Origin of the sequence: Pseudomonas sp. CHM02 (genome assembly GCF_000612585.1) — a bacterium.
In the GTDB taxonomy this organism is placed as follows: domain Bacteria; phylum Pseudomonadota; class Gammaproteobacteria; order Pseudomonadales; family Pseudomonadaceae; genus Aquipseudomonas.
On sequence record NZ_JFCA01000043.1, the window covers coordinates 1 to 14,798 of the forward strand.

Sequence of the window (14,798 nt, forward strand, 5' to 3'; positions counted from 1 at the left end):
ACAGAGGGAGGGGGGTCAGGCGGTGTCTTTGAGCCAGAGCTTTTCGAAGCGCCAGGTGCTGAACAGTGACTCTTCCGACTGCGCACCGCCGACGCGTGTGGACACGCTGTCGAGCAGGTCGGCGTAGCCCCAGATCAACATGCCGCCGCGCTCGTACTGGATCTGCTGCACCTGGTGCACCAGGGCCTTGCGTTTTTCCAGGTCAGGCTGGGCCATGGCCGCCAGGAACAGCTCGCTGAACTGCGGGTCGTTGAAGTGGGTCTTGTTCGACACCGCAAATGGCGCATCGGTGTGGATCGCGCTGGCCAGGAACGGCGCGCCGATGCTGCCGCCGGTGCTCAGGGGCCAGTCGTTTTTCAACGGGCCCTGGAAGGTCGCCAGGTCCACCTGCTTGACCTTCAGGGTCACGCCGATGCGTTTGGCTTGCTCGGCCAGCACCAGCGCCGAACTCAGGCCGGGGCCGGCGGTGGTGATCAGCTCCACCTCGAGGTGTTCCTGGCCGGCCTCCTTCAGCAGTTGCGCCGCGCGTTGCGGGTCGTAGGGGCGCGGGCCGAGGCTATGGTTGAAGGTCGGGTCGCTCGGCGCATACAGGTCGTTGGCCACGCGGCCTTGGCCATTCAGGGCCCGGCGCACCAGTTCCTCGCGGTCGGCCATCAGGCGAAACGCTTCGCGCACCCGTGGGTCGTTGAAGGGCGGCCTGTCCAGGTTCATGTCGAAGGACAGCCAGTTACCGGTCACCGATTTGATCACCTGCAGGCGCGGGTCCTTTTGCAGGATCGGCAGTTGCTCGGTGGGCAGCACATTGGCCATGTCGATCTGCCCGGCGCGCAGGGCGGCGAGGCGCGAGACCTGGTCCTTGAAGTCGATGATTTCCAGCTCATCGGCGTAGGGCTTGCCGTCCTTGTAGTAGTTCTCGAAGCGGGTGAACAGCGAGCGCTGGCCGGGGGTGAAGCTTTTCAGCTTGTAAGGGCCGGCGCCCACCGGGTTGGTGACCGGGTGATAGTCCACCGGTACGATGCCGCCGAAGTTGACCCAGGTTTCCGCCAGCGGCATGTAGCTGCGGCCTTCGCGAAAGTTAAGACGCACGGTGCGGTTGTCGAGCTTGACCAGGTTGTCGCGGTCGACCCAGTGCAACAGCGCGGCATACGGCGAGGCCAGTTGCGGGTCGGTGAGGCGACGGATCGAGAAGATCAAATCGTCGGCGTCGATGGTCTTGCCGTTGTGGAACTCCAGGCCCGGACGCAGGCGCAGGGTCCAGGCACTCGCATCGGCGTTCGGCTCGGTCAGTTCGGCCAGGGCCAGGCGCGGTTGCATGTGCTCGTCCCACTCCCACAATTTGCTGTACAGCGCAAAGCCGCGAACGATGCCGCTGCCCACCGGTTTGTGTGCGTCCAGGTTGCCGCTCTGGTTGCCGTCGAGAATCCCCAGGCGCAGGCGTCCGCCATAACGCGGCTGGTCGTTGCCGGCCAGGCTGGCAGGCGCGTCACTGGGGCCGCAACCGGCCAGCAGCAGGCCGCCGCCGACGGTGGCGCTGTAGCCGAGAAAGTCCCGGCGGCTCAGGCGAAAGGTCATGGCATCAGGCTCCGCCGTTGGCCGAGTGCAGTTCGCGCACCGGTTCCTGGGTGCGCGCCAGGGCGACGCGCTCGCTGCGAAAATGCGGCAGGATGTGCTCGCCGAGGCGATAGGCTTCTTCCAGGTGCGGGTAGCCGGCAAGGAAGAACAGGTCGATACCGATGCTGTGGTATTCGCGAATCCGCGCCACCACGTTTTCATAGCTGCCCACCAGTGCGCAGCCTGGCGGGATGCCGATGTAACCGAAACCGGTCCACACATTCGGGTGGATGAAGAAGTCATCGAAGGACTGGGCCTCGTTCTTCTCGGCAAAGCCGTGCTCGTAGCTCAGCTTGCGCGCGGTGCGCAGCCCCGCATGGGCGGCCACGGCCTTGACCGCGCCACGGGCGATGCCTTCGTCGAAGAAGCGCTTGGCCTCGGTACGCGCCAGTTCTTCGGTCTCGCGGGTGATCACGTCGATCGACAGGCCGAAGCGAATGTCGGTACGCCCCCACTTCAGCGCGCGCTGGCGCAGGTCGGCGATCAGCGCGGCGATTTCATCCGGGTGCTCGGCCCGCATCAGGTAGAAGTCCGCATGCTTGGCGGCAAATTCCCGCGCCGCAATCGACGAACCGGCGGTGCAGATCAGCGGCAGTTGGGCCTTTTTCAACGGGCCGCGCAGGCCACCGCCGTCGGCTTTGTAGAATTTGCCGTCGTAGTGGAAGGCCTCGTTGTGCCAATAACCCTTGACCACGTCCATGAACTCGGTGGCGCGTTCATAGCGTTCATCGTGGTCGCTGTAGTCGCCGACCTGGCGCTGGATCGCATCCGAACCGCCGTTGATGATGTTCCACACCAGGCGGTTGCCGGTGGCGCGCTGGTAGGTGGCCGCTTGTTGCACCGCCACCCACGGGGTGTAGTGGTAGGGTTGGAACGCAGTGACGAATTGCAGGGTGCGCGTCTCGCGGGCCAGCAGCGAGCAGACCGTCCAGGGTTCTTCGCCGGTGGGCGCGTTGACCATCAACGCGCCGCCAAACTGGTTGATCTCGGCGGCCTTGGCGATCTGGCCCAGGTAGTCGATGTAGGTGAAGTGGTCGCCCACGCTGAACCCGGAGACCGCGCCGGTGCTGCTGGCGCCGCCGCGATGCCAGTCGCCACGGTTGCGTGGATCGCCGGGCAGGAACTGGGTTTCGCCGTGCAACGGCAGGCGGGTGAAGAATTCAATGCTCATGCAAGCCTCCTGCTTATTGCGCGCTCGGGGCGCAGACCGGGGTGATCGGCTGGTCGTTGATGACCTTGTGGGCAAACGGGATCGAATCCTTGAGCGACGCATTGACCGTGGCGCTGTGGCCCAGGCCCTTGTACAGGTGACCTTCGACCACTGAGCCGGCGTTGCAGGCGTCCTGCATCAGCTTGAGCTGGGTCGCGGCGGCCGGGGTGGTGTCTTCGGCGCCGGTGCCGATAAAGATCGGCTTGGAGGTTTTCAGGGTCGGGTACGAGACTTGCGCCAGCCAGGGTGCGAGTTGCTTGCCCTTGTAGTCTTTCTTGGTGTTGGCAATGCTCAGGCCCAGGCCTTCGACGTCGCCTTCCAGGGCGAACAGGCAACTGGTGCGGGCCTGCTCGAAGATCGGCAGCGCCTTGTCGGTGTAGAAGTTCGCCGGGTTGATGCTCGGGTCGTATTGCTGGGCAGCGAGTAGCGTGTAGAAGCCGTAGGCCAGGGTCGGGTCGACCTTGTTGCGCACCTCTTCGCTGGGGTTTTTCGCGTAGTCGAGGGTGTAGATCACGCCGGTGCCGATGCTGCCCTTGACGCCGAGGTCCGGTGCGTAGGTGGCGGCATAGGCGGCGGCCGCAAACGCACCGGCACCGCCCTGGGACTGGCCGACGATCAGCACTTTGTCGGCCAGGCCGGGCACATCGGCGACCACCGCTTTGGCGGCGTCGAGGATGCCGTAGGCGGCCATGCGGCTGTTCAGCAATGGGTGGCCGCCGGGAACGCCGAGGCCCTGGTAGTCAGTGGCGACCACGGCAAAGCCTTCCGCCAGCCAGCGGTTGAGGTAGGCCACATCGCGGTAGGAACGACCCTGCCAGGACGGTGCGCACACGTCCGCCACGCCGACGGTGCCATGGCCCCAACTCGCGACCGGCCAACCGCCGGCGGGCGCCTTGCCCTTGGGCAGGAACAGCGCGCCGGAGACCACGATCGGCGTCTTGTTATCGATGCCATCGGTGGAGGTGTAGAGGATGCGCTGGGCGCTGGCGGCATTCGCCAGGCTCAGGGTCTTGTCCAGGGGCTCGCTGCGCAACAGTTTGCCGGGTGTGGCCGGAATGGCTTTTTCCCAGGTGTAGAACGCCGAGACGCGGCCGTCGCCTTGCAGCGGGTCGGGTTTCGGTGCGTGCACATCGGCGGCGAAGGCGCTCATGGACAAGGCCAGTACACTGAGACCGAAGGCGAAGGAGTGCGGCAGTTTCATCAATAATTTCCCTATCAAGGATTGGTGCTGACCTGGCCACGCAGGGCCGGCCAGTAGTCGGTGAGTTTCAGGTCGATCAGGGCCTGCTGGGTGAAGCCGGTGGCCAGTGACGGGCCGATGTCGTAGGTGTCGCGAATCAGGTGGTTGGCCAGCGCATAGGCGGTGAGCGCCTGGTAGTGGGCCTTGAGTTGCGCATCGCTTTTCGGCGCCCAGCGTTCTTTCCAGGCGACGGGGTCGTTCTGGTCGTCGCGGCGCAGCACGCTTTCGGCGGTGCCGGCACGGGACGACAGCTGGTAGTAGGCGTCCTGGTTCTGCGGTTGGGAAATCCACCAGGCGGCCTTGACCCAGGCGGTGGCCAGCAGTTGAGTGATAGCCGGATGCTGCTGGACGAAGGTGTCGGTGCCCCACAGGTCGGAGACCAGGCGCCAGTCATTGCTGCCTTGCTTGGTCGACCAGATGATCTTGCCCACGCCCTTGTCTTCCAGGGCATAGGCTTCGCTGAGCAGCACTGCCGCATCGACCTTGCCGGCCGACACCGCCGCCGCGCCCACTTGCGGGTTGAGGTTGGCGATCTTGAAATCGTCGAGCTTCAGGCCCTTGCTGGCGAGGAAATTACTGAACGCAAACTCCCAAGGCCGGCCCCGGTGCAGCGCCAGGCGCTTGCCCTTGAGGTCTTCGATGGTCTTGGCGCTGGAGCCTTCCGGCACCACCAGGTAGATGTTGTTGCCGCTGCCGCCGGGCACGATCAGCTTGCCCGGTACACCACCGGCGCCGGCGATCACCGAGGGCAGGTCGCCGCGTACGGCAAAGTCCAGGCTGTTGTTGCTGAAACCTTCGTTGATCTGCGGGCCGGCGCCGGCGTGGGGCAGGGCGATCCACTCGAGTTTCACGCCGCGCTCGCGCAATTGCGCTTCCAGCCAACCCTCTTCGATCACCCGTCCGGCGATGCCGCCGAACACCGGTTTACCGCCTTGGGTAAAGGCGACGATAGCGATTTTTACCGAGGCCGGCTCGGCGTGGACGGTGCTGATTGCCAATACCCCGAACAGCGCCGCGATAGTCTTGCGCCAAACGTTTTTCATGGGCGTTCTCCCTACCTGAATTGACAAGCCCCTGTAGGCGCCGGCTTGTCGGCGATGAGGCCGTTGAGCCTTGCACCGCCTGAAAAGACGCTATCGCCGGCAAGCCGGCTCCTACACGGAGATCGTGTTGGGAGGGAGAGAGCAGAATGCATGCCACTCGTTGGAAAAAGCGCTCTAGCCCGCGTGCCGCATGGCTTGCAGCGTTTGACGATGGCTGTCGATGAAAGGGCTGCTGCTGATGAGCGAACACGCAAGTGCTGGCCGATTGCTGCTCCAGCAGCAGTCCATGGGGGTGTTGTTGGTATATTCGATCAGGGAATATATAAATATTAATTAATAATTAAATGGTATAGAAAACTTCATGCACTATTGAGCACGCGCTTTTACTGCCAGGAATGCACCATGTCGCTGATCACCCATCCCAACGCCCGCGAATTGACCAAGTCGGTGCGTGCCACCGTGCTGGTCTTCAAGGACCCGCGCTCCCAGGAATTGCTGGCGCGCATCGAGCGCCTGGCTCCCAGTGAAGCCAACACCTTGATCATCGGCGAGACGGGCACTGGCAAGGAATTGGTTGCGCGGCACATCCACAACCTGAGTCGTCGCGGCCGTGAGCCCTTTGTTGCAGTGAACTGCGGTGCGTTTGCCGAAACCCTGGTGGAAAGCGAATTGTTCGGCCATGAAAAAGGCGCGTTCACCGGTGCCACCACCCATAAGGCCGGCTGGTTTGAAGCAGCCAATGGCGGCACGTTGTTTCTTGACGAGATCGGTGATTTGCCACTGAACATGCAGGTCAAATTGCTGCGGGTTTTGCAGGAACGCGAAGTGGTGCGCCTGGGTTCGCGTACGCCGATTCCGATCAATGTACGGCTGGTGGCGGCCACCAACGTCAACCTGGCAGACGCAGTGGTCGCCGGGCATTTTCGTGAGGACTTGTTCTACCGTTTGCACGTCGCCACGATTCGCCTGCCGCCGTTGCGAGAACGTCCGGGAGACATCCTGCCGCTGGCCGAGTTCTTCCTCGAAGAACACTGCCAGCGCCTGGGCTACAACCGTGCCAGCCTGAGTCCGAACGCCGAGCGCAAGATGCTCGAGCACAGCTGGCCAGGCAATATCCGCGAGCTGGAAAACGCCATTCACCACGCATTGCTGGTGTGCCGCAACCAGCAAGTGCAACCTGCGGATCTGCACCTGGTGGACATGCGTTCCTCGGGCATTCGCCAGGACGAAGCCAACCATGCGCCGCCCGCACTGAGTGGTCCGGTGGACCTGGAAAGCGCGCTCAATGCGCTGTTCGAACAGAACATTCCGGACCTCTACGAACATATCGAAGAGACCATCTTTCGCGCGGCCTATCGCTACTGCCATGGCAACCAATTGCAGACCGGGCGCTTGCTCAACATAAGCCGCAATATCGTGCGTGCGCGGCTGGAAAAAATCGGCGAATTGGGTAAGCCCGCGCTACTCGACGGCCAGTAATCGCGGTGTTCAAGCCTGGCAGCGTGGTGGGACGCGGGCAGGGGTTTGATGGAGAAGCCAGCGCATAAACGCAATGTTGAAAAGATCATGGTGTGTCGGCGCGATATTAAATAGAATGAATCTCATTTGAGACTCACTCGCGCCGCGCAGGTCGCTAGCCATGAATGATGCTGTTGTTCCGACCCACGCCCCCGAACTGACCTTGTCGACCCTGTATCGAGACCATCGCAGCTGGCTGGAAAGCTGGCTGCGCCGGCGCCTGGGCAATGCCTGGGATGCGGCGGACCTGAGCCAGGATACGTTCTTGCGCGTGCTCGCCAGCGCTCAGCCGATCGCGCAGATGCAGGAGCCTCGGGCCTATCTGGTGACGGTCGGCAAGCGTCTGCTGGTGAATTTCCATCAGCGGCGCAGCCTTGAACAGGCTTATCTGAATGCCTTGGCCAGCCTGCCGGAAGCCTGCGTGCCGTCGCCCGAACAACGCTGGCTGGTGCTGGAAACCCTGCAAGCCCTGGACGAGTTGCTCGATGGCTTGCCGGTGCTGGTGCGTCGCGCCTTTCTGTGGAGCCAGTTGGAGGGCCTGGGTTATCGGGAAATCGCCGAGCGCCTCGATGTCTCCGAACGCACAGTCAAACGCTACATGGCCCAGGCCTACGAACACTGCCTGCTGGTGGACTTGTGAGCCGCGACGTTGCCCGTGCAGCCGCGCAGTGGCTGGCGTTGCTGGAGTCCGGCGCCGCCACCGAGCGTGATCACGCCGCGTTGCAGCACTGGCGCGACAGCCATCCCCAGCACGAACAGACCTGGCAAAAAGCCCAGAGCCTGCGCCAGCGTTTCAGCGACTTGCCCCAGGCCCTGGCGATGGCCAGCCTCGATCGCCCGCAACCGGGACGACGCGCGGTGCTCAAGCGTGCCCTGGGGATTGCCGCGCTGGTGCCGACGGCCTGGCTGGTCAGCCGGCAATTGCCCATCGAGGCATGGCGCGCCGACCTGCATACCGCGACGGGCGAGCGCAAGCGCATGCCGTTGGCCGACGGCGCCAACCTGCAGCTCAATACGGCGACGGCGGTGGACGTGGACCTGGCGCAGCGTCGCATCACCCTGGTGGGCGGTGAGCTGGCGTTGAATGTACCCGGCGCCACGGCGATGACCGTGCGGACCCGCTACGGCGAACTGAGCGTCAGCCAGGCCGATGTGTGCGTACGGCAACAGGCCGACGGCTGCCTGGTGTCTGTGATCAAGGGGCGGGTGCAGGTGCGTGATTTGAATGGGCAGCGGGCGACGTTGGAAGGCGGCCAGCAAGCATCCTTGAAAGCCGTTGGGCTGGGTGCCTGGGTGCCGTTCGATGCCTTGCAGCTGGGCTGGCGCGACGGGGTGCTGACCGCGCAGAACCAGGCGCTGGGGGACTTCCTGCGTGAGCTGGAGCGTTATCGTCCGGGAGTGTTGCGCTGGGAGCCGAGCCTGGAAACGTTGCGGGTCACCGGCAGTTTTCGCCTGGACGACACTGACCGTATCCTCAACCTGCTGGCCTCGACGCTGGGGCTGGAATTGCACTCACGCACGCGCTATTGGGTGACACTGCGCAAAGCCATGACTTGACCCCTCTCCTGTAGGAGCCCGGCTTGCCGGCGATGGCGTCCTCAAGATCGCCATCGCCGGCAAGCCGGGCTCCTGCAAGGGTGGTTCAGATAACGTGGGCGCGTTGCAGCTCGGTCAACGACAATGCCTTGAGTTGCGCCAGCCGCGGATCACGCCGGTCCCTGGGGTGTGGCAAATCCACCGCAAGCTCCTGGCGAATGCTGCTCGGCCGGTTGTCCATCACCAGCACCCGGTCACTCAAGTACAGCGCCTCGTCCACATCGTGAGTCACCAACAGTAGGGCGATGGCGTGGTGTTCGGCCAGTTGCAACAGCAAGTCCTGCAGCTTCATGCGGGTAAAGGCATCCACCGCGCTGAACGGTTCGTCCAGCAGCAACACCTGCGGGCGTGAATACAGGCCCCGCGCAATCGCCACCCGTTGCGCCATGCCGCCGGACAATGCCTTGGGCAACGCCTGGGCAAATCCGTTGAGGCCGACTTCCTCGATCAGTTGCGTGACCCAGGCCTTGTCGTAGTGCTTGTCATCGCTGAAACCGATGTTCTGTTCCACCGTGAGCCAGGGCATCAGCCGGGGTTCCTGGAACACAAAGGCGACTTCGCCATCGGGACTGCGCAGTTCGCCCTGGAAGTCCTTTTCCAGGCCGGCGACGATGCGCAGCAAGGTGCTTTTGCCGCATCCGCTGGGGCCCAGCAGGCTCACGGCTTCCCGAGGTTGCAGGGCCAGGCGCACATCTTTCAGCACGGTGGTGCTGGCGAAGTTTTTACGCGCTACGTGAATGTCCAACAACGGCAGCACGCTCATTGTTCTGCTCCCTGGAACGTATCGCGCCAGGCCAAGCAGCGCTTTTCCAGCGCGGCGAGCAGGCCATCGCTGACCTTGCCCAGCAACGCCAACACGATGATTGCCGCCAGCACGATATCCGGCCGCGAGGTTTCGCGCCCATCGCTGAGCAAGTAACCCAGGCCCTTGGTGGCCGCGATCAATTCGGCTGCCACCAGAAACATCCACGCCAGGCTCAAGCCGCTGCGCAACCCGGTGAACAGGCCGGGCAGGGCGGCCGGCAACAGGATGCGGCGCACCAGGCGCCACCGACTGAAACCGTACATTTGCCCGACTTCCACCAGTTTGCGGTCGATGTCGCGGATGGCGGCGACGCCATTGAGGTACACCGGAAAAAACGCGCCGATGGCGATCAGCACGATTTTCGAGGTCTCGTCGATGCCCAGCCACAGCAGCAACAGCGGCACCCAGGCCAGGCTCGGAATCGAGCGCAGCCCGGCGAAGGTCGGTTCCAGATAGGCTTCGGCCTCACGGCTCAAGCCCACCCAGGCGGCAAACGCCAACGCCAGGCTGGCGCCGATGGCAAAGCCCAGCAGTACCCGGCCGAGGCTGGCGCTGATGTGTTTCCACAGCGCGCCTTCGGCAAGGTCCGTGAGGGTTACGGCGACCTCGCTGGGCGCCGGCATCTGATAGGACGGCAACCAGCCCACCCGAACCACGACCTCCAGCACCAGCAGGATCAGCACCGGCAACACCAGGCCCTTGAGCCGCCTCGGCCACGCGCTGCGGTTGATCGCCACCGGCTCGACCAGGGGCAATGCTTGGGTTTTGCTGGTCATCACACGCTCCTTAGTGGCCGAACGAGGTGTCGATCAACTGGTCGATCACCTGGTCCACATTCACGCCTTTGCGCACCAACTCTTCGGACACCAGGATCGGTGCAGCCGCTTTCGACGACACTACGTCCTTGCTACTCAGGAATGGTGTGCTCAGGTCGGTGCGCGACAGTTGCAGCTTGGCCACTTCCAGCGGCAGGCCAGATTCGTCGGCGAGCAACTTGGCGAACTCATCCGGGTGTTTCACCGCCCAGTCCCGGGCCTTTTCATACGCGCCGAGCACTTTGGTGATGGTCTGCGGATGCTCCTTGGCGAATTTTTCGGTGACGCTGACCACGCCGTAGCTGTTGAAGTCCTTGTTGCGGTACAGCAGGCGCGAACCGGCCTGGATTTCGCTGGCGGCCATGTGCGGGTCGAGGCCGGCCCAGGCGTCCACGTCACCTTTCTCCAGGGCGGTTCGACCGTCCGGGTGTTGCAGGTGCACCAGTTCCACATCGTCCTTTTTCAGCCCGGCCTTTTGCAGGCTGCGCAGGGTGAACAGGTACGGGTCGGTGCCTTTGGTGGCGGCGATTTTCTTGCCTTTCAGGTCGGTGACGCTCTTGAACGGCGAATCCTTGCGGACCACCAGGGCGGTCCATTCGGCGCGGCTGTAGACGTACACCGACTTGATCGGGCTGCCGTTGGCGCGGCTCAGCACGGCAGACAGGCTGGCGGAGGAGGCGAAATCCACGCCGCCACTGTTGAGGTATTCCAGGGAGCGGTTGCTGCCCTGGCTCAATACCCAGCCTACTTTGGACTGCGGCAGGGCTTGTTCCAGCCAGCCGAAATGCTTGAGCACCAGGCTGACGGGCGAATAATAGGCGTAGTCGAGATTGACTTCGGCGGGATCGGTTTCGGCGGCATGGGCCAGTGGTTGCAGGCACAGGGCGAGGGCGCATGCGCCGAGTAGACGTTGGGTGAAGGGTTTCATGGAACAGCTCCGGCAAGGCGTTGAGAGAGGGCTTTTTCTTATATTCAGAAAAATTAAACGGCATGTTCCATCATGCTTTTCAGGAATATGCAGTCTCTGTGCCATCTGTTCCGGACGTGTATTTACGGGGCCTTTGGGGAATAAGGCTGTAGCGAGAAAAGACAAACTGTTGATCAACTGTCGGTGATGCAACAGTTGATATATAGCCGGATCGAATAAATAAAGAGTTATATATTCCTTTTAATGTCTTCGTGGATGGCGCATTTTGAGGGCCTGCGCATTCGTGCGGATTGACCCAACAGCCAAAAGGAAAGCCGACATGACCATTAAAGCGATCAACGTGCGCAATCAGTTCAAGGGCGTGATCAAGGAGATTCTGCTGGGAGAAGTGGTGTCGGAAATCGACGTGCAGACCGCGTCCGGTATCGTCACTTCGGTGATCACCACCCGCTCGGTGCGTGACCTGGAATTGAAGGTCGGCAGTGAAGTGATTGCCTTTGTGAAGTCCACCGAAGTGTCCATCGCCAAACTCTAAAACCCCGCATAAACCCGTAGGAGCCGGCTTGCCGGCGATGAGGCCAGCAGGATCAACGTTGATCTTGCGGCCGCCATCGCCGGCAAGCCGGCTCCTACAGGGGGTGTGCGAGTCGTCAGGCGATTTTCGGGCCTGAACCGCCGGATGGATGGGGCTCTGGTCTTTCCGGCGGCGCATCACTGGGCAGGCTCTTGGGTTTTTCGTTTGGGTCCTCGTAGTCCTTGTGCAAGTCTCCATCCAGGCGATTGCTCGACGAGCCGCCTTTTTGCGGTGTCTGGTCGAAGTGTTCCCACTCCGATTGCTGGAAGCGGAAGATGCTGTCATCGGCCGGCGCGTCACGGCCACCGTAATGGTGGATTTCGTAGTGGGCGTACTCGACCTTGTCAGCCCAGTTGTCCTGCAACAGACCGTCGCCGGCCAGGTCGCGGTACCAGTCGTTTTCCTTCTCGGTGGCCTTCTGCTTTTTGTTGTGGTCGACAAAGTAGCCGATGATCCCGCCCACCACCGCCAGCACCACACCCACTAGGAACAACGGCCCGGTCAGTGCTGCCGCCGTGCCCGCGCCAAACAGCGCGGCTGCCCCCAGCACCCCGGCCGATGCGCCGAACGCACCGCCAGCCACTTGCAGGCCACCGGCCGCCTGGGCCAACGGGTCTTTGTCTTTTACGCCGCTTTTGATCGCGAGCGCACCCAGCACGATGTCGGCAAAACCACCGGCGATGTCGGTGGCCGGGCCCAGCACCTTGATCACGGAGCCAGCGATCTTCGCCGATTTGGACGCGCCGAGCTTGGCCGCACCCGCAGCCGCCAGGCCGTCGTCCAAGTGTGTGGCCAGGCCTTCGGTAGCCTCGGTGACGGCTTTGTCGCCGTCGCCGAACATTTTCGAAATGCCATCGTATTGGCTGTCCGGCACGGCATCGAGGGTGGTGGCGATCTTGGCTTTGACATCAGACGGCAATTCACTGACGCGGAACTCGAAGTTCGGCTCCTGCAGGCCGTTCTTGCCCCAGATCTCCGGCAGGGTCTTGTCCAGGCCGAGGAAGTCGACCAGGCCGCCTTTGCCCAAGGCTTCGCCGATCTTGTCACCCAATTTGACAAAGTGGCTCGCGCCACCCGCGAAGCTCAGGAAGTCCTTGGCGATGGTCATGCGTTGCGCCGGGGTTTCACCGAGTTTGCCGCCTTTGCCCACCAACTGGTAAATCCCGGAGAACAAGCTCACGCCGGCGCCAAGGGAGCCAAGGATGCCCTTGCTGTTGAGGGTGTTGAACACCTCGCCGAGCATGCCGCGATCTGCCACGGGGATGTAGGGTTTGCTCAGGGCGGTTTTCAGGTCGGTTTCGCTGATCACGCCGTTTTTCTGGTACACCGCACCCAACTCTTCCAGGGCTTTGGTCACCGCCGAGGACTTTTCCTTGCCCTGCAGGCCTTCGTTGAGGAATTTCTCCAGGGTTTCCTGGGTGCGCCGCGGCAAGTCCAGGACGTTGCCCTTGAGCACGCCTTTGAGCAGGCCGAACAGGTCTTTGGTGGCGAGTTCCTTGTTCTCGTCGGAGATCTTGCTCGGGTCCGCCAGGATCGCGTTGAGGTCGGTGGTCAGGCCGTCGGCCTGGATGTTCTGTGCGGCTTTGCTTGCCGCCTCCGGGTCGAACAGTTGCAGCGAGGTGAGGGTGTCGCTCAGGTCTTTCTGCGCCTCGAAGGTCTTGCCCTGGTTCTGCAGGTCCTTGAGGTACAGCACGTAATCCGGGTTGGAGGTGAGGTCCAGCAGCTTCTGCTTGATCTCGTCCTTGTTCGGCAGCTTGTTGATGGCTTCGTCCATCTTCGACTTGTAGTCGGCCTGCACCGTGGGATCGTTGAACAGTTCGCCGATCTGCTTTTGCACGGCCTTGCCGTCGATGATGTCGTGCATGTCGGCCGAGGTCAGCTCGGTCTGCTTGTCATCGAACTCGCGCCAGGTGGTGTTGAACGGGCGCTTGGCTTCCTCGTAGCCGGTGATGCCATGGCCGTTCTGGTACGCGGCTTGTGCTTCGAGGGCGCGAACCAGTTTGGCCCGCGGGTCGTCCTTGGGAATCGAACCGTCCTTGACGCCGGCGCGGTAGGTGTCGATCAGTTGGGTGGTGGCCAGTTCGCTGACGCTGAGGGTCGGCGACTTGTCGTCCTTTTCATCGGCGTGGACGCCGGTGTCCAGGTTCAGCACATCCAGCTCATCGGCCTTGGGCAGGTTGTACTTGGCGCGGGTGTCGTCCACCGAGCTGGCGCTCCAGGCTTCCCATTTGGCCGCCACGTCGTCGTAGAGCTGCGGGCTGAGTTCCTTGGAGACAATCACCTTGCCTTCACTGGTTTCGTAACGGATCAGGCCGTCGCCCAGCTCATCCGGGGAGCCGAAGGTGATATTGGTGTTCTTCAGGAAGTCATTCGGCCCGGCCAGTTTGTAGCCTTCGCCTTCGCTGGTGTGGATCTTGGCCCAGGTGTCATTGGCGGTGGCGACGCTCTTGAACAGCTCGGGGCTGACATCGGCCGACACCACCACCTTGGTGCCGTCATGCAGCTCATAGGTGAGGATGTTGTCTTTCTGGTCGTTGATCCAGTTGAAGTTCTTATAGTCGTTGAGACCCGGTACCGGAGTGTTCGCATCGGCGAGCACCGCGCCGTTATTCAGCTCGCCTTCGACCACCGACTTCTTGCCAGGGTCGGTGTAGACCTCGTGCAGGCCCGCCAGGTAATCGAACAGCTTGGGGTTGTCGTCGCGGGCCACGACCATCTTCTGGCCGTTGCTTTCGAAGCGGATCAGGCCTGGGCCGACTTCATCGACAGGGCCAACGGTGGTGCCGCCGTAGGGTGGCCACACTTCATTGTCGCTGGCGCGCTTGTAGCCGGCGTCTTCGCTGCTGGAAAGGCCGGCGAAGCTTTCATAGGCTGCCTTGGCTTTCTGGAACGCCTCGGGGTTGTCGCGCTGGCTGATGACGACCTTGGTGCCGTCCTGGGTCTCGTAGCGGATCACCCCTGGGCCGGTTTCATCCGGCGGGCCGAGAGACTTGTAGTCCGCGAGTTTGGCCGGCGCGGTGCCGTCGGCGCCGAGGCTCTGGTAGCCGGCATTCTGGCTGGCGACCACCCCGGACAGCGACTTGAAGTCCTGGCTGACCTGCTTGAACAGCTCGGGGCTGTCCTGCTCGCTGACGATGACTTTCTTGCCGTCCTGGGTTTCATAGCGAATCAACCCGGGGCCGACCTCATCGGGCGGGCCGATGGCCTTGTAGTCGGCCAGGGCAGGGGGCGGCGAGGCGTCCTTGACGGCCAGTTCATAGCCGTCCTTTTTACTCGCCTCCAGCCCCGACGGCGTCTTGTCGTGGGCCTCGACCTTCTTGTTATTGGCGCTGTTCTTGAGCAGCACGTGAAACTGCGCGCCGGACTTGGGCGGCGTGCGGGGAAGGGCTTTGGGGTCGGACGCGCGGTCGAGAGGCTGGGTCGTCATGCCTTGGAACTCCTGCTGTTGCCGGTTGTGG

General features: G+C 62.8%; 11 protein-coding genes and 1 pseudogene. 4 read left to right on the forward strand and 8 right to left on the reverse strand.

Annotated elements, in window-relative coordinates; all coding sequences use genetic code 11:
- Positions 1-15 precede the first annotated feature (15 nt).
- From BM70_RS0123225 to BM70_RS0123240, 4 genes are read right to left on the reverse strand one after another with little or no spacing between them, the layout of a single operon-like run.
- Complete coding sequence (locus BM70_RS0123225) at positions 16-1,572, reverse strand: ABC transporter substrate-binding protein (RefSeq protein WP_025858249.1); 1,557 nt, start codon at positions 1,570-1,572, stop codon at positions 16-18.
- A gap of 4 nt (positions 1,573-1,576) precedes the next feature.
- Positions 1,577-2,782, reverse strand: coding sequence for an LLM class flavin-dependent oxidoreductase (locus BM70_RS0123230; RefSeq protein ID WP_025858251.1), 1,206 nt, complete (start codon positions 2,780-2,782; stop codon positions 1,577-1,579).
- 13 nt (positions 2,783-2,795) lie between these two features.
- A complete protein-coding gene (locus BM70_RS0123235; RefSeq protein ID WP_025858252.1) occupies positions 2,796-4,022 on the reverse strand; it encodes a lipase family protein in 1,227 nt (408 codons plus the stop codon).
- A gap of 14 nt (positions 4,023-4,036) precedes the next feature.
- On the reverse strand, positions 4,037-5,104 hold the full coding sequence (locus BM70_RS0123240; protein ID WP_025858253.1) for an ABC transporter substrate-binding protein: 1,068 nt from the start codon (positions 5,102-5,104) through the stop codon (positions 4,037-4,039).
- Positions 5,105-5,506: 402 nt separating this feature from the next.
- Between BM70_RS0123240 and BM70_RS0123245 the strand changes: the two are divergent.
- The 3 genes and pseudogenes from BM70_RS0123245 to BM70_RS0123255 all read left to right on the forward strand — a co-directional run bounded on the left by BM70_RS0123245 (position 5,507) and on the right by BM70_RS0123255 (position 8,179).
- A pseudogene (locus tag BM70_RS0123245) lies at positions 5,507-6,632 on the forward strand (sigma-54 interaction domain-containing protein).
- A 111-nt stretch (positions 6,633-6,743) separates the two neighbouring features.
- Positions 6,744-7,262, forward strand: coding sequence for a sigma-70 family RNA polymerase sigma factor (locus tag BM70_RS0123250; RefSeq protein WP_025858256.1), 519 nt, complete (start codon positions 6,744-6,746; stop codon positions 7,260-7,262).
- Entirely contained in the window at positions 7,259-8,179 is a 921-nt protein-coding gene (locus tag BM70_RS0123255; RefSeq protein ID WP_025858257.1) for a FecR domain-containing protein, read from the forward strand. The genes BM70_RS0123250 and BM70_RS0123255 overlap by 4 nt, the downstream gene beginning before the upstream one ends.
- Before the next feature lie 85 nt (positions 8,180-8,264).
- Here the strand turns inward: BM70_RS0123255 and BM70_RS0123260 are convergent, their stop codons facing one another.
- The 3 genes from BM70_RS0123260 to BM70_RS0123270 are packed head-to-tail and all read right to left on the reverse strand — an operon-like array spanning position 8,265 to position 10,766.
- Entirely contained in the window at positions 8,265-8,981 is a 717-nt protein-coding gene (locus BM70_RS0123260) for an ABC transporter ATP-binding protein (RefSeq protein ID WP_025858259.1), read from the reverse strand.
- Positions 8,978-9,799 (reverse strand): ABC transporter permease, encoded by an 822-nt coding sequence (locus BM70_RS0123265; RefSeq protein ID WP_025858260.1) that lies wholly within the window; start codon positions 9,797-9,799, stop codon positions 8,978-8,980. Before BM70_RS0123265 ends, BM70_RS0123260 begins: the two co-directional genes overlap by 4 nt.
- A 10-nt stretch (positions 9,800-9,809) precedes the next feature.
- On the reverse strand, positions 9,810-10,766 hold the full coding sequence (locus tag BM70_RS0123270; protein WP_025858261.1) for an aliphatic sulfonate ABC transporter substrate-binding protein: 957 nt from the start codon (positions 10,764-10,766) through the stop codon (positions 9,810-9,812).
- A 319-nt stretch (positions 10,767-11,085) separates the two neighbouring features.
- Here BM70_RS0123270 and BM70_RS0123275 point away from each other — a divergent pair, with 319 nt between their 5' ends.
- Positions 11,086-11,301, forward strand: coding sequence for a molybdopterin-binding protein (locus BM70_RS0123275; RefSeq protein ID WP_003173733.1), 216 nt, complete (start codon positions 11,086-11,088; stop codon positions 11,299-11,301).
- 115 nt (positions 11,302-11,416) lie between these two features.
- On the opposite strand, the gene BM70_RS0123280 is transcribed toward BM70_RS0123275, so the two are convergent.
- Positions 11,417-14,767, reverse strand: coding sequence for a hypothetical protein (locus BM70_RS0123280; RefSeq protein WP_025858262.1), 3,351 nt, complete (start codon positions 14,765-14,767; stop codon positions 11,417-11,419).
- Between the last annotated feature and the right edge of the window lie 31 nt (positions 14,768-14,798).